This is a genomic window from Micromonospora sp. WMMA1976, assembly GCF_027497335.1.
GTDB classification, from domain to species: Bacteria; Actinomycetota; Actinomycetes; order Mycobacteriales; family Micromonosporaceae; genus Micromonospora; species Micromonospora aurantiaca.
Window position 1 is genome coordinate 4,336,807 of sequence record NZ_CP114912.1, and the last position, 18,823, is coordinate 4,355,629.

General features: G+C 75.0%; 18 protein-coding genes and 2 pseudogenes. 7 read left to right on the forward strand and 13 right to left on the reverse strand.

Translation table 11 applies throughout. The features are described 5' to 3' along the window. Positions 1-82 precede the first annotated feature (82 nt). Complete coding sequence (locus tag O7546_RS19745; protein ID WP_281599928.1) at positions 83-925, forward strand: GNAT family N-acetyltransferase; 843 nt, start codon at positions 83-85, stop codon at positions 923-925. A gap of 76 nt (positions 926-1,001) precedes the next feature. On the opposite strand, the gene O7546_RS19750 is transcribed toward O7546_RS19745, so the two are convergent. Both O7546_RS19750 and lgt read right to left on the reverse strand, forming a co-directional pair. Beyond that, positions 1,002-2,189: an NAD(P)/FAD-dependent oxidoreductase gene (locus O7546_RS19750; protein WP_013287548.1), complete on the reverse strand. Its 1,188-nt coding sequence runs from the start codon at positions 2,187-2,189 to the stop codon at positions 1,002-1,004. Between the two features lie 11 nt (positions 2,190-2,200). Further along, positions 2,201-3,418 (reverse strand): prolipoprotein diacylglyceryl transferase, encoded by a 1,218-nt coding sequence (gene lgt, locus O7546_RS19755; RefSeq protein WP_281599929.1) that lies wholly within the window; start codon positions 3,416-3,418, stop codon positions 2,201-2,203. Between the two features lie 101 nt (positions 3,419-3,519). Here lgt and O7546_RS19760 point away from each other — a divergent pair. Next, positions 3,520-3,660, forward strand: a pseudogene (locus tag O7546_RS19760) (NUDIX hydrolase); the annotation flags it as partial. Positions 3,661-3,885: 225 nt separating this feature from the next. On the opposite strand, the gene trpA reads toward O7546_RS19760, so the two are convergent. From trpA to trpC, 3 genes are read right to left on the reverse strand one after another with little or no spacing between them, the layout of a single operon-like run. After that, positions 3,886-4,689: a tryptophan synthase subunit alpha gene (trpA, locus tag O7546_RS19765; protein WP_194801256.1), complete on the reverse strand. Its 804-nt coding sequence runs from the start codon at positions 4,687-4,689 to the stop codon at positions 3,886-3,888. Positions 4,690-4,693: 4 nt separating this feature from the next. After that, the gene (gene trpB / locus O7546_RS19770) at positions 4,694-5,920 is read right to left on the reverse strand and encodes a tryptophan synthase subunit beta (protein ID WP_194801255.1); all 1,227 of its coding nucleotides are present in this window, start codon (positions 5,918-5,920) and stop codon (positions 4,694-4,696) included. Positions 5,921-5,954: 34 nt separating this feature from the next. Continuing rightward, on the reverse strand, positions 5,955-6,758 hold the full coding sequence (trpC, locus tag O7546_RS19775; RefSeq protein ID WP_194801305.1) for an indole-3-glycerol phosphate synthase TrpC: 804 nt from the start codon (positions 6,756-6,758) through the stop codon (positions 5,955-5,957). A 445-nt stretch (positions 6,759-7,203) separates the two neighbouring features. Between trpC and O7546_RS19780 the strand changes: the two genes are divergently transcribed. Further along, the gene (locus O7546_RS19780) at positions 7,204-7,479 is read left to right on the forward strand and encodes a hypothetical protein (protein WP_194801254.1); all 276 of its coding nucleotides are present in this window, start codon (positions 7,204-7,206) and stop codon (positions 7,477-7,479) included. On the opposite strand, the gene O7546_RS19785 is transcribed toward O7546_RS19780, so the two are convergent. The 5 genes and pseudogenes from O7546_RS19785 to O7546_RS19805 all read right to left on the reverse strand — a co-directional run bounded on the left by O7546_RS19785 (position 7,472) and on the right by O7546_RS19805 (position 11,359). After that, positions 7,472-8,029 (reverse strand): Trp biosynthesis-associated membrane protein, encoded by a 558-nt coding sequence (locus O7546_RS19785; RefSeq protein WP_194801253.1) that lies wholly within the window; start codon positions 8,027-8,029, stop codon positions 7,472-7,474. The genes O7546_RS19780 and O7546_RS19785 overlap by 8 nt on opposite strands. Continuing rightward, the gene (locus O7546_RS19790) at positions 8,026-9,579 is read right to left on the reverse strand and encodes an anthranilate synthase component I (protein WP_281599930.1); all 1,554 of its coding nucleotides are present in this window, start codon (positions 9,577-9,579) and stop codon (positions 8,026-8,028) included. The genes O7546_RS19785 and O7546_RS19790 overlap by 4 nt, the downstream gene beginning before the upstream one ends. Next, on the reverse strand, positions 9,576-9,989 hold the full coding sequence (hisI, locus tag O7546_RS19795) for a phosphoribosyl-AMP cyclohydrolase (protein WP_269698127.1): 414 nt from the start codon (positions 9,987-9,989) through the stop codon (positions 9,576-9,578). Before hisI ends, O7546_RS19790 begins: the two co-directional genes overlap by 4 nt. A gap of 228 nt (positions 9,990-10,217) precedes the next feature. Beyond that, positions 10,218-10,817: pseudogene (locus tag O7546_RS19800) on the reverse strand (phosphoribosyl-AMP cyclohydrolase); the annotation flags it as partial. 152 nt (positions 10,818-10,969) lie between these two features. Continuing rightward, entirely contained in the window at positions 10,970-11,359 is a 390-nt protein-coding gene (locus O7546_RS19805; protein ID WP_064445250.1) for a MerR family transcriptional regulator, read from the reverse strand. Positions 11,360-11,469: 110 nt separating this feature from the next. Between O7546_RS19805 and O7546_RS19810 the strand changes: the two genes are divergently transcribed. From O7546_RS19810 to O7546_RS19820, 3 genes are read left to right on the forward strand one after another with little or no spacing between them, the layout of a single operon-like run. Then, entirely contained in the window at positions 11,470-12,192 is a 723-nt protein-coding gene (locus O7546_RS19810) for an ABC transporter ATP-binding protein (RefSeq protein WP_194801250.1), read from the forward strand. Then, entirely contained in the window at positions 12,189-12,944 is a 756-nt protein-coding gene (locus O7546_RS19815) for an ABC transporter permease (RefSeq protein WP_194801249.1), read from the forward strand. Before O7546_RS19810 ends, O7546_RS19815 begins: the two co-directional genes overlap by 4 nt. Further along, positions 12,941-13,537: a TetR family transcriptional regulator gene (locus tag O7546_RS19820; RefSeq protein ID WP_194801248.1), complete on the forward strand. Its 597-nt coding sequence runs from the start codon at positions 12,941-12,943 to the stop codon at positions 13,535-13,537. Before O7546_RS19815 ends, O7546_RS19820 begins: the two co-directional genes overlap by 4 nt. Positions 13,538-13,553: 16 nt before the next feature. On the opposite strand, the gene O7546_RS19825 is transcribed toward O7546_RS19820, so the two are convergent. After that, positions 13,554-14,285 (reverse strand): DUF2470 domain-containing protein, encoded by a 732-nt coding sequence (locus O7546_RS19825; protein WP_194801247.1) that lies wholly within the window; start codon positions 14,283-14,285, stop codon positions 13,554-13,556. Between the two features lie 67 nt (positions 14,286-14,352). Between O7546_RS19825 and rpsD the strand changes: the two genes are divergently transcribed. Beyond that, positions 14,353-14,961, forward strand: coding sequence for a 30S ribosomal protein S4 (gene rpsD, locus O7546_RS19830; RefSeq protein ID WP_194801246.1), 609 nt, complete (start codon positions 14,353-14,355; stop codon positions 14,959-14,961). A gap of 41 nt (positions 14,962-15,002) precedes the next feature. Here rpsD and O7546_RS19835 read toward each other — a convergent pair whose 3' ends face one another. Together O7546_RS19835 and O7546_RS19840 are read right to left on the reverse strand one after the other, a co-directional pair. Next, the gene (locus O7546_RS19835; protein WP_194801245.1) at positions 15,003-16,793 is read right to left on the reverse strand and encodes an ABC transporter ATP-binding protein; all 1,791 of its coding nucleotides are present in this window, start codon (positions 16,791-16,793) and stop codon (positions 15,003-15,005) included. Further along, entirely contained in the window at positions 16,790-18,658 is a 1,869-nt protein-coding gene (locus O7546_RS19840; protein WP_194801244.1) for an ABC transporter ATP-binding protein, read from the reverse strand. Before O7546_RS19840 ends, O7546_RS19835 begins: the two co-directional genes overlap by 4 nt. Positions 18,659-18,823: the final 165 nt, after the last annotated feature.

The window sequence follows — 18,823 nt, forward strand, 5'->3', positions numbered from 1 at the left end:
TTGAGTCTACGTTAGGGCTTCCGGCGCAAGGCCAGTTCAGATTGATCACACTTCCAGATGCTGGGACGTGTAGTCTCGCGCGGTGGATCTCGCACGCGCTGACGTACTCGCCCGGTTGGAGCGGTTCTACGACGCGGTGCCCCGCGACGGGGCCCGGACCGAGGATCACGGCGCCCTGGTGCTGTTCGTCCGCGACGGCGCCGGATGGCCGTTCTACGCCCGGCCCCGACTCGACGCCGACGAGGCGCCCACGCTCGCCGACGTCACCGCCGTCCGCGCCCGGCAGCGGGAACTGGGCCTGCCCGAGGCGTTCGAGTGGGTGCACGAGCACCAGCCCGACCTGCTCGCGGTGGCCCGCTCGGCCGGGCTCAGCGTGCTGGAGGCGCCGCTGATGCTGCTGGAACCGGAGCGGCTGCCCGATCCGGGGACGTTCAGTGACGTACCGGTGCGGGTGCTGGACCCCGCCGAACCCGGCTTCGCGGCGGACATCGCGCTGCGCCGGGCGGTCGCGGCGGTCGGCTTCGCCAACGGCGGCACCGCGCGTGGCGACGCCGGACCGGCCGAGCGGGACGCCGCCCTCGCCCAGCTGGACGTGGCCGCGCTGGAGGAGGAGGCGACCCGGGTCGCCGACGGACGGCGCGTCTCGGTGCTCGCCGAGACACCAGACGAGGGCGCGCTCGCCAGCGGGATGGCGATGCGGGTCGACGACGTGGCGGAGATCGCCGGGGTGGCCACGCTGCCGTCCGCCCGGCAACGTGGGCTGGGCGCGGCGGTGACCGCCACGCTCGCGCGGGAACTGCGCGCCGCCGGCACCGACCTGATCTTCCTGAGCGCCGGCAGCGAGGACATCGCCCGCGTCTACCTGCGGGTCGGGTTCCGCCGGATCGGCACCGCCTGCATCGCCGAGCCCGCAGCCGTCATCTGAGCACCGGCGCGGGCCGCCCGCCCGCGCGGGGACCGCGCCGCCGAGGGCCGCGCCGCCGAGGGCCGCGTCAGGACGGTCAGGACGGCGGCTGCCAGGCGGCGGCCGCCGCCGCGGCGGTGTTGCGCAGTCGCGGGCTGATCGTGCCCAGTGCGGCGTCCCGGGCGCGCAGCGCCAGCCTGCCCCGGGCCTGCAGGACCGCCGACATCCGCCGGGTCTGCCGGACCATCGTGGCCGCGCGGGGGCGGCGCAACCTGTCGTACGCGGTCACCGCATCCGGCAGCCGCGACTCCCGCAGCAGCCCGGCCAGCGTCGCCGCGTCCTCGAACGCCAGGCAGGCGCCCTGCCCGAGGTGCGGCGGCATCGCGTGCGCGGCGTCGCCGAGCAGCACCACGCCACCCGGGCCGGCCGGGAAGCCGTACGCCTTCGGCAGCGGCCGCAGCTCGCGGATCTCCTGCTGGACCACGTCCTCCGGATCGGTCGCCTCCAGCAGCGTGCCGATCGGCGCGGGCCAGCCGGCGAACCAGCGCTTGAGCAGCGCGAGCTGGATCTCCGGCGGCTCCGGCCGGGGCGCGCCGGCGGCGGTGGCGACCCAGTAGACGCCGCCCCGGCGGGAGGCGCCCGCGGTGCCCCGCTCGCCGAGCGAGGCGGCCAGGAAGCGGTAGCCGGCGCCGAGCGTCTCGCCGTGCACCGGCTGGTCGTCGGGTAGCTGCGGGGCCCGGTACCAGGGGATCACGGCCCGCCAGGCGGCACAGCCGGAGCTGACCACTGCGGTCTCCGGGGCGAGGTGCCGGCGGATCTCGCTGTCCGTGCCGTCGGCGGCCACCACCAGGTCCGCCTCGTAGGTGTGCCGGCCGTCGCCCACCGCCGGGCGCTCGCCCGACGCCGCGCGCACCGTCCGCACTGTCACGCCGGTTCGCAGCTCGACCCGGTCACCCAGACCGGCGATGAGCGCGTCGTGCAGGTCCTCCCGGTGCACCACCACCGGCATCCGCTCGGCCGGCGTGGACCGGGCCTGCACCAGCCAGTGGCCGTCCGGGCGGCGCACGCCGCCGTCGGGCAGCGGGGTGGCGATCGCGTCCAGCCCGTCGCCCAGCCCGAGGGCGCGCAGCGCGCGTACCCCGTTGGGCCAGAGCACCACGGCGGTCGCCTCCGGGCGGACCCGGTCGGCGCGCTCCAGCAGCGTGACCTGCCAGCCCGACCGGGCCAGCACACCAGCCGCCGCCATTCCGCCGAGGCCGGCGCCGACCACCACCGCGCTGCGCATGACTCCCCCGCTCAGCTGTCCCGGTCCGCCGGGCGCCCGCCGTCGGCCCGGCCGGCGTTCGTCCGTTCGGCGTCCGCCCGCTCCGGGTCCGTGTCGTCCTCGGTGTCGTCGCCGTCCGTCCGCTCGGCCGTGGCGCCGTCGTCGTCCGTGCGGCCCGTCGCGGCATCGTCGGCGGGCTCGGCCCGTGCCGCTTCGTCGTCCGCCGCCGGCTCCGGGGGCAACTCGCCGGTCTGCCGGTACGCGTCGAACTGTTCCTCGGTCACCACCCGGTAGCCCTCGGGCGCGGCCGGCCGTTCGGCGGCCTCCCGGGCGGAGAGGTCGACCTGGGACACGTCCCCGGCCGGGCCGGTCACGGGGGCCGGCTCGCCCACCGGCACCAGGTATTCGCGCGGGCCACGGACCCGGATGAAGTAGGCGAGCGCGCCGAGGAAGACCAGCGCGGCGGTCCAGACGTTGAGGCGTACGCCGAGGATCAGGTTCGCCTCGTCGGTGCGCATCAGCTCGATCCAGAACCGGCCCGCCGTATAGCCCATCACGTAGAGCGCGAACGCCCGGCCGCGGCCGAGCCGCAGGCGACGGTCGAGGAACAGCACCAGCGCGGCGACGCCGACGTTCCAGAGCGCCTCGTAGAGGAACGTCGGGTGGTAGAGCCCGGGCTGGAGCACCGGGTTGCCGGCGTCATCGCGCAGCGCGTGACCCGGATTGTCCGGGTCCATCACGTGCACTTCCAGGCCCCACGGCAGCGTGGTCCGCCCGCCGTACAGCTCGTTGTTGAACCAGTTGCCCAGGCGGCCGACGGCCTGCGCCAGGGGCAGCCCCGGCGCCAGCGCGTCGGCGATCACGGTGAACGGGATGCCGAGCTGCCGCGCGGCGAGCCACGCGCCGACCGCGCCACCGGCCACCGCGCCCCAGATGCCGAGGCCGCCCTCCCAGATGTAGAGCGCCTTGATCGGCTCACCGCCGGCACCGAAGTATTTCTCCGGCGAGGTGATCACGTGGTAGATCCGCGCGCCGATGATGCCCGCCGGCACGGCCCAGACGGCGATGTCGAGTACCGCGCCGGGCGCCACACCGCGGCGGCGCAGCCGGTACTCGGTGACCACGCAGGCCACCACGATGCCGAGGATGATGCAGAGCGCGTACGCCCGGATCGGAACCGGACCGAGCTGCCAGACGGCGGTGCTGGGGCTGGGCATGGCCGCCAGTGGGGTCATCGGGGCGAGGGTCACGGGTGCACACGGTACCGGTGCGGACTGTGTGTGCGGCACCCCGGGCCGCCTGCCGCGCGGGTCGATGACTTCTGGTTTGCACGGTCGTAGGCTGTTTGTCCATGAGCCCGCTCACCTGGGCGGTCGCCGCTGTCGTCACCGACGCATCCGGCCGGCTGCTGCTCTGCCGCCGGTCCGAGAGGGCCCGGCGCTGGGGCCTGCCGGGCGGGCGGCTGCGCCACGACGAGAGCCCGGCGGACGCCGTCGTCCGGGCGGTCCGCGCCGAGACCGGCTGGGCGGTGGCGCCGGCCGACCTGGTCGGCCTCCACCGGGTCACCGACCCCCGGGTGCCCGCGCCGCCGGCCGGGTCGCGCCCACGCATGATCGACACCAGTTCGGCGAGGTGGCGGTGTCCCGGCGTCCTGGACCACGCCAGCTCGGCGAAGTGGAGTCGATCAAGCGGGTGGCGACGGAGCGGACCCCGGGCGTCAGCGGGCGGGGTTGCGGACTCCGTCGGCCAGCTCCGCGCTGAGCTTGCGCAGGGCGGTCAGGCCGGCGGCCTGGTCCGGGGCGTCCAGCACGCAGCGGACCAGCGCGCTGCCCACGATCACCGCGTCGGCGTACCCGGCGACGGTGGCGGCCTGCGCGCCGGTGCCCACGCCCAGCCCGACGCCGACCGGTAGTTCGGTGACCTCGCGTAGCCGGGAGACCAGGATCGGCGCCGCTTCGGAGGTCTGCGCCCGGGCGCCGGTGACGCCCATGATCGCGGTGGCGTAGACGAACCCGCGGCAGTGCTCGACGGTCATCCGCAGCCGCGCGTCGGTCGACGAAGGCGAGACCAGGAACGTGCGGTCCAGGCCGTGCGCGTCGGAGGCGGCCAGCCACTCGGCGGCCTCGTCCGGGATCAGGTCCGGCGTGATCAGGCCGGTGCCGCCGGCAGCGGCCATGTCGCGGGCGAAGGCGTCCACACCGTACTGCTCGATCGGGTTCCAGTAGGTCATGGTGACCACGCTGGCCCCGGTCGCGGCGACCGCCTCGACCACGCGCAGCGCGTCCGCGACGCGGACACCGCCCGCGAGCGCGATGTCGCTCGCCTTCTGGATGACCGGGCCGTCCATCACCGGGTCGGAGTACGGGATCTCCACCTCGATGACGTCCACGCCCGCCTCGACCATCGCCTTCATGGCGGCGATGCTGTCCTCGACGGTCGGGAAGCCCGCCGGCATGCAGCCGACCAGCACCGCCCGCCCGTCCGCCCGCGCCTTGTCGAAGGCGACCCCGATGCGGCTCACGCTGTCACTCCTTGTCGAGGATGCCGAAGTACGCGCCGGCGGTGTGCACGTCCTTGTCGCCCCGGCCGGACAGGTTGACCACGATCACCGGTTCCCGGCCCAGCTCCTCGGCGAGCCGGGGCGCGACGGCGCGGGCCCCGGCGAGCGCGTGCGCGCTCTCGATCGCCGGGATGATCCCCTCGGTGCGGCAGAGCAGCTCGAACGCGGCCATCGCCTCGTCGTCGGTGACGGGGAGGTAGGTGGCCCGGCCGCTGTCGTGCAGCCAGGCGTGCTCCGGGCCGACGCCCGGGTAGTCCAGGCCGGCCGAGATCGAGTGCGACTCGATCGTCTGCCCGTCGGCGTCCTGCAGCACGTACGTGCGGGTGCCGTGCAGCACGCCGGACGAGCCGCCGGTGATGCTGGCGGCGTGCCGGCCGGTGTCGACGCCCTCGCCGCCGGCCTCGAAGCCGTAGAGCCGCACGCCGGTGTCCGGCACGAACGCGTGGAAGATGCCCAGCGCGTTGGAGCCGCCGCCGACGCAGGCCGCGACCGCGTCCGGCAGCGCGCCGGTCAGGTCCAGGCACTGCCGGCGGGCCTCCTCGCCGATGCCGCGCACGAAGTCCCGGACCATCTCCGGGAACGGGTGCGGGCCGGCGGCGGTGCCGATCAGGTAGTGGGTGTCCTCGACGTTGGCGACCCAGTCCCGCATCGCCTCGTTCATCGCGTCCTTGAGCGTGCGCGAGCCGGTGGTCACCGGGACGACTGTGGCGCCGAGCATCCGCATCCGCGCCACGTTGAGCGCCTGCCGCTCGGTGTCCACCTGGCCCATGTAGACGACGCATTCCAGGTCGAACAGCGCGGCGGCGGTGGCGGTGGCGACGCCGTGCTGCCCGGCGCCGGTCTCCGCGATGACCCGCCGCTTGCCCATCCGCTTGGTGAGCAGTGCCTGGCCCAGCACGTTGCGGACCTTGTGCGCGCCGGTGTGGTTGAGATCCTCGCGCTTGAGCAGGACCCGCGCGCCGATCTGCGCGGAGAACCGCCGGGCCTCGTAGAGCAGCGAGGGCGTGCCGGCGTAGTCGCGCAGCAGCGCGTCGAACTCGGCGAGGAAGTCCTCGTCGCCCATCGCCTTCCGGTACGCCGCGTCCAGCTCGTCGAGCGCGGCGACGAGCGCCTCGGGGACGAACCGGCCACCGAACCGGCCGAAGTGACCGGCGGCGTCGGGGACCGGGCCGGTTGCGGGTGCGGCGCTCATCGCGGGCGTCCTCTCGGATCGGGTGCCCGGCGGCTCAGCGCACCGGGCGGGGCGTGGCCGGGTGGTTACCGGCGTTGACCAGCTCGGCCACCGCTTCGCGCGGGCTCTTCTGGGTGACCAGGCCCTCACCCACCAGCACGGCGTCGGCGCCGGCGGAGGCGTACCGGATCAGGTCGTGCGGACCGCGCACCCCGGACTCGGCGATCTTGACGACGCTGCTGGGCAGGCCGGGCGCGATCCGCTCGAACACCGAGCGGTCGACCTCCAGGGTACGCAGGTCGCGGGCGTTCACGCCGATGACCTGCGCGCCGGCCTCCAGGGCGCGGTCCGCCTCCTCCTCGGTGTGCACCTCGACCAGCGCGGTCATGCCGAGCGACTCGATCCGCTCCAGCAGCCCGACCAGCGCGTTCTGCTCCAGCGCGGCGACGATCAGCAGCACCAGGTCGGCGCCGTGCGCCCGGGCCTCGTGCACCTGGTAGCTGGAGACCACGAAGTCCTTGCGCAGCACCGGCACGTTCACCGCGGCCCGCACGGCGGCCAGGTCGTCGAGCGACCCGCCGAACCAGCGGCCCTCGGTGAGCACGCTGATCGCCCGCGCGCCACCGGCCGCGTAGTCACCGGCCAGGTCGGCCGGGTCGGCGATCTCGGCCAGCCGCCCCTTGGACGGCGACGAGCGCTTCACCTCGGCGATCACCGCGACGCCGGGGCGGCGCAGGGCCGCGTACGCGTCCAGCGGTGGCGGCGCGGCGGCGGCCAGCTCACGGATCCGCTCCAGCGGAACCTGCTCCTGGCGCCGGGCGACGTCCTCCCGCACGCCGGCCAGGATCTCGTCGAGCACCCCTGCGGACGGCGCCGCTCCGGCGTCGTCCCCCTCCGCGTGCGCATGCTCAGCAGTCACCAACGGACTCCCCTCTCCGGGCGTCATGGGCCGATGCTAGGGGGCGCCACCTGGCGACGAGTGCCGGGGGGTATGGCGCACCTCACGACATGGGCTGTGGCATGATGGCCGACTTCCGGTGAACGCCATGTCACGCAGCGCCACCGCTGGCATCGACCGTCACCCATCCCCTATCTCACCACGATCGTTCCGGGCCCGCAGGACGGGTTCCGGCGATGGGCTGTGACCAAGCTCAAGGACCTCCGGCCCTGCCCAGGTCGTCCCCGGTGCGGCAGCGTTGACCTGTGCTTCACGGCGGCGAAACGTCCGCCCGGAAGCATCGTCGTCGGGCACACTCGACGCCGGCGGCTGCCGACCGTCGCCAACGATCTCGTATGGGGTGACCATGAGCGCCAACGGGCCGACCCAGACCATCGGCTTGACCACCATCTCCCGTACCGTCGCCTCCCTCGCCGTCGGCGTGGTGGACACGCTCGAACGCGCGGTGGCCGGCGACGGCCGGGCGCGTACCGCCCGCGGCAACGCCTGGGAGGCCGTCTGCGCCGACCGGGCCCGCGCCGCCCAGCGCCGTGAGCTGGAGCGGCTGGTGGCCGAGCTGGCCGCCGCGCGGGCCGCGGCCCGGCAGCGGCGCGACGCCCGCGAGGCGCAGCCGGTCAGCTGACCGTCGGGTCCTCGCCCCGGTCCAGCGCGTCCCACGCGTCCCGGGTACCACGTTCGACCGCCGGTCGGCCGGGCTCGTCGGCCGGAGCGGACCGCCGCTCGTACCGGGCGCCCATCGCCGGCCAGCCGTCCCCGCGCAGGGCGGTGAACGCGCCACCGGCCGCCAGGGCCAGGCCACCGGCGAGCACCAGCGCCGGCCACTGCCGGCTCACCCCGGCCTCGGTCAGGCCGATCCCGCCGCCGACCGCCACCGCCAGGCCGACGCCGGCCAGCAGCACACCCAGCAGCCGGCGCAGCCGGCCCCGGGTGGCGAGCACCGCGCCACCGCCGGCCAGCCCCACGTAGGTCAGCGCCAGCACCCAGGGCAGCAGTTCCGTACCGGTGCGCCCGGCCCGCCCGGACGGCAGCGATCCCCGGGCGGTCGCCTCCACCGCCCAGGTCCGGGTCACCGCCCAGCAGGCCAGGCCCGCGCCGGCCAGGCAGAGCAGCACCGCGTACGCGAGTTCGCGCCGCCCGCGGGCCGGCGGCGCGGTGGTGCCGGGCGCGCTCACCGGGCGGCCCGCAGCGTCTCGGCGGCCGCGATGGCGGCGAGCACGGCGGCGGCCTTGCTGCGCGTCTCCCGGTCCTCGGCGGCGGGGTCGGAATCGGCCACGATCCCGGCGCCGGCCTGCACGTAGGCGCGGCCGTCGCGGATCAGCGCGGTACGGATCGCGATGGCCATGTCCAGGTCACCGCCGAAGGCGAAGTAGCCGACGGTGCCGCCGTAGACGCCGCGCCGGACCGGCTCCAGCTCCTCGATGATCTCCATGGCCCGCACCTTGGGCGCGCCGCTGAGCGTCCCGGCCGGGAACGTCGCGGCCAGCGCGTCGAACGCGGTGCGGTCGTCGCGCAGCTCTCCGACGACTGTGGAGACGATGTGCATGACGTGGCTGTAGCGCTCGATGGTGGCGAACTCGGGCACCTCGACGGTGCCCGGCCGGCACACCCGGCCCAGGTCGTTGCGGCCCAGGTCGACCAGCATCACGTGCTCGGCGCGTTCCTTGGGGTCGGCGAGCAGCTCGGCAGCGAGCTTCGCGTCGCCGTCCGGGGAGCCGCCGCGCGGGCGGGTGCCGGCGATCGGGTGCAGCAGCGCCCGCCGCCGACCGTCCGGGCCGGCGCTGACCTTGAGGTGCGCCTCCGGCGACGAGCCGACGATGTCGAAGCCGTCGAAGCGCAGCAGGTACATGTACGGGCTGGGGTTGGTGGTGCGCAACACCCGGTACACGTCGAGCGGGTCGGCGTCGGTGGGGCGCTCGAAGCGCTGGCTGAGCACGATCTGGAAGCACTCGCCGGCCCGGATCGCCTCCTTGGCCGTCTCCACCGCCTTCGGGTAGCCGCCCTCGGGGGTGCGGCTGACCACCTCGCCCACGCCGGGCCGGTCCACTGTCGAGACCATGGGCGGAATCGGCCGGGACAGCGCGCTGGTCATCGCGTCGAGCCGGCCGACGGCGTGGTGGTACGCGGCCTCCACCAGCTCCGCCCGGTCGGGGTCGTCCAGCGGCGGCAGCACGGCGTTGGCGACCAGGATCGCGGAGCCCTCGTAGTGGTCGAGGACCACGAGGTCGGTCGCGAGCATCATGCCCAGCTCGGGCACGTCCAGCTCGTCCTCGGTCAGCTCGGGCAGGCGCTCGAAGCGGCGGACCAGGTCGTAGGCGAGGTAGCCGACCAGGCCACCGGTCAGCGGCGGCATGTCACCGGCCGGATCCCAGCCCGGCCCGGCGAGCGCGGCGACCGTCTCGCGCAGCACGGTCACCGGGTCGCCGCCGGTGGGCACCCCGGCGGGCGGGGTGCCGGTCCAGCTCGCCGCGCCGTCGCGCTCGGTCAGCGTGGCGCTGCTGCGGACGCCGATGAACGAGTAGCGCGACCAGGCGGTGCCGGCCGAGCCGATGCCCTGCTCCGCGGACTCCAGCAGGAACGTGCCGGGACCACCGGCCAGCTTGCGGTAGACCCCGACCGGCGTCTCCGCGTCGGCGAGCAGCCGCCGGGTGACCGGTACGACCCGCCAGCGGGCGGCCAGGCCGGCGAAGGTGGACCGGTCCGGGCTGACGGTGCCGTCGGTCACGGGGTCACCTCCGGGGAGCTGACCGGCAGTTCGGTGAAGAAGCAGGTGCGCTGCCCGGTGTGGCAGGCCGCGCCGACCTGCTCGACGCTGACCAGCAGCGCGTCGCCGTCGCAGTCGAGTGCCACCGAGCGCACGTACTGGTGGTTGCCGGAGGTGGCGCCCTTGACCCAGTACTCGGCGCGGCTGCGCGACCAGTAGGTGGCCCGGCCGGTGGTGAGGGTGCGGTGCAGCGCCTCGTCGTCCATCCAGGCGACCATCAGCACCTCGCCCGTGTCGTGGGCGCGGACCACGGCGGCGACCAGGCCGTCCGGGGTGCGGCGGAGCTTGGCCGCGATGGCCGGGTCGAGCCGGGACGGCCGGGCCGGGCCGGGAGTGGGGGCGCCGGTCAGCGGCGCGTCAGGGGCGGGCACGGTTGACCATTCTCCCGCACGCGGCCCGGGGACCGCCGACGTGTCCCGGGAGGCGGGCGTCACCGGCCCCAGGGCCCGGCCCAGCTGGGCGAGGTAGCGGTCCACCCGGCCGTCGGCGAGCGCCTCGGCCAGGTCCGCGCCGTGGGTGGCGGCGATCTCGTCGGCGTACGGGCGGATCAGCGGGAGGATGCCGGTGACCAGCCGTCCGGCGGCGGCGCCGACCTCGGCCGGGTCGCCGGGGCGCGAGCCGAGGCAGAGCAGCATGTCGTCGCGGTAGCCGGGCGGGGCGACCGGCAGGTCCAGCGCGGCGGTCAGGGCGGCCCGGCGGGACACCACGCGTACCGACGGGTTGGCCGGCCGCAGCACCGACGGACAGAGCCGCGCCAGGTCGGCCGCGGCGAGCCGGACCCCGGCCGGGTCGTCGGCCGCCCGGGCCGCGGCGACCTTGCCCAGCGTCGCGATCAGCTCCTCCAGGCGCGGATCGTCGGCGGGCTGGCAGAGCACCGGCAGGTCGATCCGGCGGCGCCATTCCGGCGCGGCCCAGAGCAGCCGGGCGGGCGCGGTGACCGGGAGCCCGAACGCCCAGTCGGCGGGCTGGCCCAGGCGGCGCACCCAGGAGCGGATGTCGCGGGCGGCCACCGAGACGTGCACGAGGCGGCCGCCGAACTCGGCCAGGTACGCCCGCCGGGCCGCGTACGGGGTGCCGCGGCGGGACGTGGGCTGCCGGGCTCCGCCGGCGGGGCGTCCGTCGTCGGCGGCGACGAGCACGTCCACGTCGACGTCGCTGTGCTCGGTGGCGGCCCGCCGGGCGTGGCTGCCGCGCAGCATGATCCCGACGACCGGCCGGTCCGCGACCTGCCGGAGTCGGGCGGCCCAGTCGTCGAGGAACCCGGTTCCGGGCAACGGAGCTGGACCCACTGCGTCATGGTGCCGAGCTCCGATCCTCCGGTGCCGGACTCCCTGTCCGCCGTCGGGCGCGGTCAGCCCGACTCCTCCTCCGCCCGGCGGTACGCGTCGATCTTGTGTTCGAGGACCTTCAGGTCCTCCTCCAGCTCGGCCATCCGGGCCAGTACGCGGGCCCGGTGTGCCTCGAACAGCGCCCGCCGCGCGCCGAGCGTGCTGTCCCCGTGCCGGGCCAGCTCGGCGTAGCGGCGCATGTCGCGTACCGGCATCCCGGTCCGCCGCAGCCGGGTGAGCAGGAACAGCCAGTTGACGTCGGACTCGGTGTAGCGCCGGCGACCGGACGAGTCCCGCCCGACGCGGCCCACCAGGCCCTCCTGCTCGTACCAGCGCAGCGTGTAGGTGGTCAGGCCGACCCGTTCCGCCGCCTCACCCACGGTGAGGCTCGTCTCCCGCGTGCTGATGTCCACGCCCTCCAGGCTTCCAGTTCGAGCGCACTCGAAGTCAAGTCCCTCATTGCCCTGCCGACGGAATTCACCTACCGTTGAGTTCAACGGGTGATGAATTGATGGAGGCGAGCATGGACGACGCGGTGTCGGTCCGCGAGCTGGTGGTCGACCGGGGCGGACGGCGGGTGCTGCACGGCATCAGCTGCGCGGTGCCCCGGGGCACGGTGACCGGGTTGCTCGGGCCCAGCGGCAGCGGCAAGACCACGCTGATGCGCGCGGTGGTCGGCGTGCAGACGGTCGGCTCCGGTGCCGTCGACGTGCTCGGCCGCCCGGCCGGTTCGGCCGACCTGCGCCGCCGGGTGGGCTACCTGACCCAGGCGCCGAGCGTCTACGCCGACCTGACGGTGCGGGAGAACGCCCGCTACTTCGCGGTACTCCAGGGCCGGGGCCGCGCCGAGGCCGACCGTGCGGTGGCCGACGTCGGCCTCGCCGAGGCGGCCGACCAGCTCGTCGGCACGCTCTCCGGCGGTCAGCGCAGCCGCGCCTCGCTCGCCTGCGCGCTCGTCGGCGAACCGGAACTCGTCGTCCTCGACGAACCCACTGTCGGCCAGGACCCGGTGCTGCGGGCCGACCTGTGGGCCCGGTTCCACGCGATGGCCGCGAACGGCACCACGCTGCTGGTCTCCAGCCACGTGATGGACGAGGCCGCCCGCTGCGACCGGCTGCTGCTGATCCGCGAGGGCCGGCTGGTCGCCGACGACACCCCGGCCGCGGTCCGCGCCGCCACCGGGACCGACGACCTGGAAGAGGCGTTCCTGCGCCTGATCCGCGACGCCGAGGGAGAGGCGCGATGAACGGACGGATCCTGGCCGCCACCACCGGGCGCATCCTGCGCCAGCTCCGCCACGACCGGCGGACCGTGGCGCTGCTCGTCGTGGTGCCGTCGGTGCTGCTCACGCTCGTCTACTACATGTACGTCGACCAGCCCGCCCCGCCCGGCGGGCCGAGCACGTTCGACCGGGTGGCCCTGATCATGCTGGGCTTCTTCCCGTTCATCATCATGTTCCTCGTGACCAGCATCGCCATGCTCCGCGAGCGCACCACCGGCACGCTGGAGCGTCTGCTCACCACGCCGCTGGGCAAGCTCGACCTGCTGTTCGGGTACGGCATCGCGTTCGGCCTGGCCGGGGTGCTCCAGTCCACTGTCGCCTCGCTCGTCGCGTACCGGGTGTTCGGGCTGGAGACCGCGGGCAGCGCGTGGCTGGTCGTGCTGATCGCCGGGGTGAACGCGGTGCTCGCGGTGGCGCTCGGGTTGTTCTGCTCGGCGTTCGCCCGCACCGAGTTCCAGGCGGTCCAGTTCATGCCGGTGGTGGTGGCGCCGCAACTGCTGCTGTGCGGCCTGTTCGTGCCGCGCGACCAGATGGCCGGCTGGCTCCAGGCGATCAGCGACGCGCTGCCGCTGTCGTACGCGGTCGAGGCGTTGCAGGAGGTCGGCGCGCACGCCGAACCGACCGGGACGATGTGGCGGGACGTCGCGGTCGTGGCCGGGGCGGCGGTGGCGGCGCTGGTGCTGGCCGCCGCGACGCTGCGCCGGCGCAGCGGGTGAACGCGCGGCGCACCGGGCGGCGGCCCGGCACCCCGGACACCCGCGAGGCGATCCTCGCCGCGGCCCGGCAGGCGTTCGCCGAGCGCGGGTTCGACGCCGCGTCCATCCGGGCCATCGCCGCGGCGGCCGGCGTGGACCCGGCGCTCGTGCACCACTACTTCGGCGGCAAGGAGGTGCTGTTCCGCGCCGCGACGGCGTTCCCGGCCGACCCGGGCCGGCTGCTGCCGGCGGTGCTCGCCGGCGGCCCGGACGCGGCCGGCGAGCGGATGGTCCGGGTGTTCCTGGAGGTCTGGGACTCCCCCACCGGCACCGCCGCGGTGGCGCTGCTGCGCTCGGCCGTCAGCAACGACTGGACCGCGCGCCTGCTGCGCGAGTTCCTGGTCACGCAGGTGCTGCGGCGGGTGCTCGACCAGCTCGACGTCGACCCGGCGCAGCGCGCGCTGCGCGGCGGGCTGGTCGCCACACAGCTCGCCGGGCTGGCCATGATGCGGTACGTGCTCCGCCTCGACGCGGTCGCCACCGCCGAGCCGGCGACGCTGGTGGCGGCCATCGGTCCCACGGTCCAGCGGTACCTCACCGGCGACATCACCTGAGACGCCCACACCCGGCTCAGGCCGCCGCCCGGGGGCACAGCATCGGGTGCAGCAGGCGGGACAGCTCCGCCACGTCGGCGACCGGCCGGGGGAAGGCGAGCCGGGCCCGCCGGGTCGCGCCGGGCCGCCCGTGCGCGACCAGCAGGCCGTACCTGTCGATCCGGACCACCCGCGGCACCTGGTCGCCGGTCAGGTCCAGCCGCCGCCGCAGGTAGTCGCCGACCTGCTCGGCGTGGTGGTCGGCCAGGTCCGCGAGGAGGTCGGCCTCGACCGGGTGCAGCGGGTCCGGCTCGGCCTCCGCGTACGCCTCGGGGTCGACCCGGCGCACGCGCCCGGCGCGTTCCCAGCGGGCCTCGGCCACCTCGAAGCGGTGCAGGTGGAACCGGCTGCCCACGTCGAGCAGGTCGCCGGTCGGGTCGGTGGCGGCGAAGTCGACTGCCGCGTCGCGGGCCTCGTCGCCGTCCAGCCGCGTCGCCCAGCCGGAGACCCAGGCCCGGCCGAGCGAGGGCGCCCCGGCCGCGGGCGGCAGGTCGAGCACGTCGAGCACGGTGGCCACGTCGGCGTCGCCCGCCGGCGGCACGAGCGCCGCGGCGAGGTCACTGACCACGGGTACGAGCAGCAGCACCCGCCCGTCCGGGTCGACGGCGTGCCGGACCTGGTGCGGGCCGGGGTGCCGGGCCAGGTGGACGAGGGCGGGCAACCGGCCCGCGACAAGGGTTCGCACGATCTCCGCCGGGCTGGGCCGCATGATCCCGACCTCCTCAATATAGGTTAGGCTTACCTAAGAAGCAGGCTAGACGATCGGAGACGTCGACGTGAACCACCCCCGGCCCAAGGCACGGCTCTCCCGCGCCCTCGGCATCCCGCTGACCCGCAAGTGCGTGCGGTACTTCGAGCGGCGCCCCTATCCCCCGGGCGTGCACGGCCGGTCCCGCCGCACCACCTCCGACTACCAGGTGCGGCTGCTGGAGAAGCAGCGGCTGCGCCACCAGTACAACGTCAGCGAGGCCCAGCTGCGCCGCCTGTTCGACGAGGCCGCCCGGGGCGCCGGCAAGACCGGCGAGACACTCGTCGCGCTGCTGGAGCGCCGCCTCGACGCGGTGGTGCTGCGGGCCGGGCTGGCGCGCAGCGTCTACCAGGCCCGCCAGCTCGTCGCACACGGCCACATCACAGTGGACGGGCGCAAGGTCGACCGGCCGTCGTACCGGCTGCGGCCCGGCCAGGTGGTCGGCGTACGCGAGCGCAGCCGCACGCTGCCGCCGTTCCAGCTCGCCGCCGCCGGGGCGCACGCCGACGCGCAGCCGCGGCCGTACCTGTCGGCGCAGCCGGCCGAGCTGCGCGCCACGCTGGTACGCGAACCGGCCCGGCACGAGGTGCCGGTGGTCTGCGACGAGCAGCTGGTGGTGGAGTTCTACTCGCGCTGACCGGTCACCGGGTCTGCTCCAACCCTGGTGGACCCGCAAGATCAGCGGGTCTGTTCCAACCAGGAGGCGTACAGCAGGGCGTACACCGAGTCGGCGTCGCGGACCAGCTCGTCGTGCGGGCCGCGCTGCACGATCCGGCCCCGGTCCACCACGATCACCTCGTCCGCCGCCTGCGCGGTGGACAGCCGGTGCGCGATGGCGAGCGTGGTCCGGCCCCGGGTCACCGCGTCCAGGGTCCGTTGCAGGCGGACCTCGGTGGCCGGGTCGACAGCGCTCGTCGCCTCGTCCAGCACCAGCAGGTCCGGGTCCGCGACGTACGCCCGGGCCAGCGCCACGAGCTGCCGCTCGCCGACGCTCAGCGCCTCCCCGCGCTCACCGACCGGCGTGTCCAGCCCGGACGGCAGCCCGTCCAGCCAGTCGGAGAGGCCCAGCTCGGCGAAGGCGGCGGTGAGCCGCTCGTCGGTCAGGTCGGGGCGGGCGAAGCGGACGTTCTCCCCGACCGTGGCTTCGAACAGGAAGCCGTCCTGCGGCACCATCACCACCCGGGAGCGCAGCGAGTCGAAGCGCACCTGCCGCAGGTCGACGCCGGAGAGCAGTACCGCGCCCTCGGTCGGGTCCATCAGCCGGGTGAGCAGCTTGGCGAACGTGGTCTTGCCGCTTCCGGTCTCGCCCACCACCGCCACCCGGCTCTTCGCCGGGATGTCCAGCGTCACGTCGTGCAGCACCGGCGGCCCGCCCGGATAGGCGAACGTCACGCCGGCGAACCGGGCGTCCAGCGGCCCGGACGGCAGCTCCCGGCCCTGCTCGCCCGGGTCGGCCACGTCCGGGGAGACGTCCAGCACGTCCAGCACCCGGCGCCAGCCGGCGATCGCGTTCTGCGCCTCGTTGAGCACCTCGGTGGCGATCTGCACCGGCTGGATGAACAGCGTGACCAGGAACAGGAACGCGGTGAGCTGGCCGATCGACAGCGTGCCGTCGACACCCAGGCTGACCCCGACCACCACCACGCCGGCCAGCGCCAGCCCGGCTGCCAGCTCCCCCACCGAGCTGCCCATGATGCTGATCCGGATGGCCCGCTGCTGGGCCACCCGCTGCCCGTCGATGGCCGTGTCCAGCCGCCGCGCGGTGCGCCCGGCGATGCCGTACGCCCGGATCACCGGCGCGCCCACCACGCTCTCGCCGATCGCGCCGAGCAGCGTGCCGGTGCGCTGCCGCACCAGCCCGTACGCCCCGGCGAGGCGGCGCTGCAACTGCCGGATCACCAGCACCGCGGGTGCGAACGCGACGAGCACCACGAGCGTCAACTGCCAGGAGTACGCGAGCATCACCGCTGTGGTCACCAGCAACTGGCCCAGGTTGACGATCAGGATCACGCCGCCCCACTGCAGGAACTGGGTGATCTGGTCGACGTCGCTGGTCACCCGGGAGACGAGCGAGCCGCGCCGCTCGGACTGCTGGTGCAGCATGGACAGGTCGTGCACGTGCCGGAACGCCCGGGTGCGCACCCCGGCCAGCGCGGTCTCGCTGACCGTGAACAGGCGGCGCATCATCAGGTAGCCGCAGGCGGTGGTGACCACCAGCACCCCGGCGGTGATCGCCACGGTGAGCGAGATGACGTTCAGGTCGAGCCCGCCGACGATGCCGTGGTCGATGCCGCGCTGCACCGCCACCGGCACGGCGACCCGGCCGATCATGTAGACCAGTGCCAGCGCCAGCGTGCCGGCGAGGCCGGTGCGCAACTCCGGGGAGAGCGCCAGCCCGCGCCGCAGCGTCTGCCAGGTCGACTCGGTGGTCTCTGTGGTCCCGGTGCTCTCCCCCGTGGCCGTACTCACCGCTCCACCTCCAGGCCGGAGGCCAGCGGCGTGACCTCGTCGTACGTCTGCTTCTGCTCGCGTTCCTGCTCGGCCTGCTCGTACGCGGTGACCAGGTCGGCGTAGCCGGGCACGGTGGTCAGCAGCTCGGTGTGGGTGCCGCGGGCCACCACCCGGCCCTGCTCCACGTAGATCACCTCGTCGGCGAGCGCGATGGTGGCCCGGCGGTACGCCACCACCAGGATCGACGCCGGGGCACCGCCATCGGTGGGCGCGCGCAGCCCGGCCAGGATGGCCGCCTCGACCCGCGGGTCGACGGCGCTGGTGGCGTCGTCGAGCACCAGCAGCCGGGGCCGCCCGGCGAGCGCCCGGGCCAGCGTGAGCCGCTGGCGCTGACCGCCGGACAGCGACGTGCCCCGCTCGCCGACCATCGTGTCCAGCCCGTCCGGCAGCGCGGCCACGAACCCGTCCGCCTCGGCGAGCCGCAGCGCCGCCCACACCTCGTCGTCGCCGATGCCGGCCCGGTCGAGCGCGATGTTGGCCCGGACCGTGTCGTCGAAGACGAACGGCACCTGCGCCACCAGCGCCACGTTGCCGGCGAGCGAGGCGGCGGTCAGCTCCCGCACGTCCACGCCGTCCAGCGTGACCCGCCCGGCGCCCGGGTCGACCAGGCGCACGGCGAGCGACGCGATCGTCGACTTGCCCGCGCCGGTGGGGCCGACCAGCGCGACCGTCTTCCCGGCGGGCACGGTGAACGTCACCTCGCCGAGCACCTTGGCACCGGGCAGGTGTGCCTCGGCCGGCTCGTACGCGAAGTGCACGTCGTCGAAGCCGAGCGTGGCCGGCTCGCGGGTGGCCGGGTCGAGCGTCGTGGTGCCGTACGGCATCTCACCTGTCGCGTCGAGCACCCGGCGGACCCGGTCCCAGCCGGCGACGCTGCGCGGCAGTTCGGCCAGCACCCAGCCGATGGCGCGTACCGGGAAGGCCAGCACGGTGAACAGGAACGCGACGCTGACCAGCTCGGTCACGCTGATCGCGCCCTGCCGCAGCCGGATCGCGCCGACCACCAGCACGGCGAGCGTGCCGAGGCTGGGCAGCGTCTCCAGCATCGGGTCGAACACGCCGCGCAGCCGGCCGACCGAGATCAGCGCGTCGCGCAGTTCACCGGCGCGGGACGCGAAGCGGGCCGTCTCCTGGGCCTCGCGGCCCATCGTCTTGACCACCAGCGCGCCGTCGAAGCTCTCGTGCGCGATGCCGCTGACCTCGGCCCGCAGACGCTGCGCCCGGGCCTGCCGGGGCGCCATCCGGCGGGAGTAGACGACGTTGAGCGCGAACAGCGCGGGGAACACCGCGAGGCCGACCAGGGCCAGCGCCCAGTCGGTGAAGAACAGCGAGGCCACCGCGCCGACGAGCATCACCAGCGTGCCGACCGCGAACGGCAGTGGGGCGATCGGGTACCAGGCCGCCTCCACGTCGGAGTTGGCGTTCGACAGCAGCGTGCCGGTGGAGTTGCGGTGGTGCCAGGAAAGCGGCAGGTCCAGGTAGCGGCGGGTGACCCGGCGGCGGTAGGCGGCCTGGAGCCGGTACTGCATGTATCCGGCGCCGAGCCGGCGGCCGAAGATGCCGACCACCCGCAGCACGCTGATGCCGAACAGCGCCGCCGCGGCGAGCGCCAGCGCCCCGCCGGCCACCTCGCCGCGCTCCACGGCCGGCACGACCACGTCGCCGACCACCGCGCCGACCACGTACGCGCTCGCGATCACCAGGAGGCCGAACAGCACGCTGCCGCTGACCGCGACCGCGAAGATCCGTGGCTGTTCCCGGATGGCCCGGCCGAGCACCCGCAGCCCTCTGCCGAGGACGTCCCGACTTGTCCCGCTCGCCACGCTCTCCCCCGCCGTAAGCCGCAGTTTTCTCCCCCATCCTTACCGCTCGGCGCCGACTCCGCCGACCCGGCCGGGATATGTCCGCCGTCACGTTCCCACCGGAGCTGCGCGGACGACGGCCGGGACCGATCCGGCGGCCGGATCCCGCCGGGCGTGGCGCGCCGA

What these genes read in the sequence shown, in the direction of transcription:
- O7546_RS19750 (WP_013287548.1), bottom strand. Translation starts at nt 2,189, where the DNA reads ATGCGCAGCGCGGTGGTGGTCGGCGCCGGCCTCGGCGGAATGGCGGCG.
- trpB (WP_194801255.1), bottom strand. Translation starts at nt 5,920, where the DNA reads ATGAGCGCCGCACCCGCAACCGGCCCGGTCCCCGACGCCGCCGGTCAC.
- O7546_RS19780 (WP_194801254.1), top strand. Translation starts at nt 7,204, where the DNA reads ATGAGCGCCAACGGGCCGACCCAGACCATCGGCTTGACCACCATCTCC.
- O7546_RS19810 (WP_194801250.1), top strand. Translation starts at nt 11,470, where the DNA reads ATGGACGACGCGGTGTCGGTCCGCGAGCTGGTGGTCGACCGGGGCGGA.
- O7546_RS19815 (WP_194801249.1), top strand. Translation starts at nt 12,189, where the DNA reads ATGAACGGACGGATCCTGGCCGCCACCACCGGGCGCATCCTGCGCCAG.
- O7546_RS19825 (WP_194801247.1), bottom strand. Translation starts at nt 14,285, where the DNA reads ATGCGGCCCAGCCCGGCGGAGATCGTGCGAACCCTTGTCGCGGGCCGG.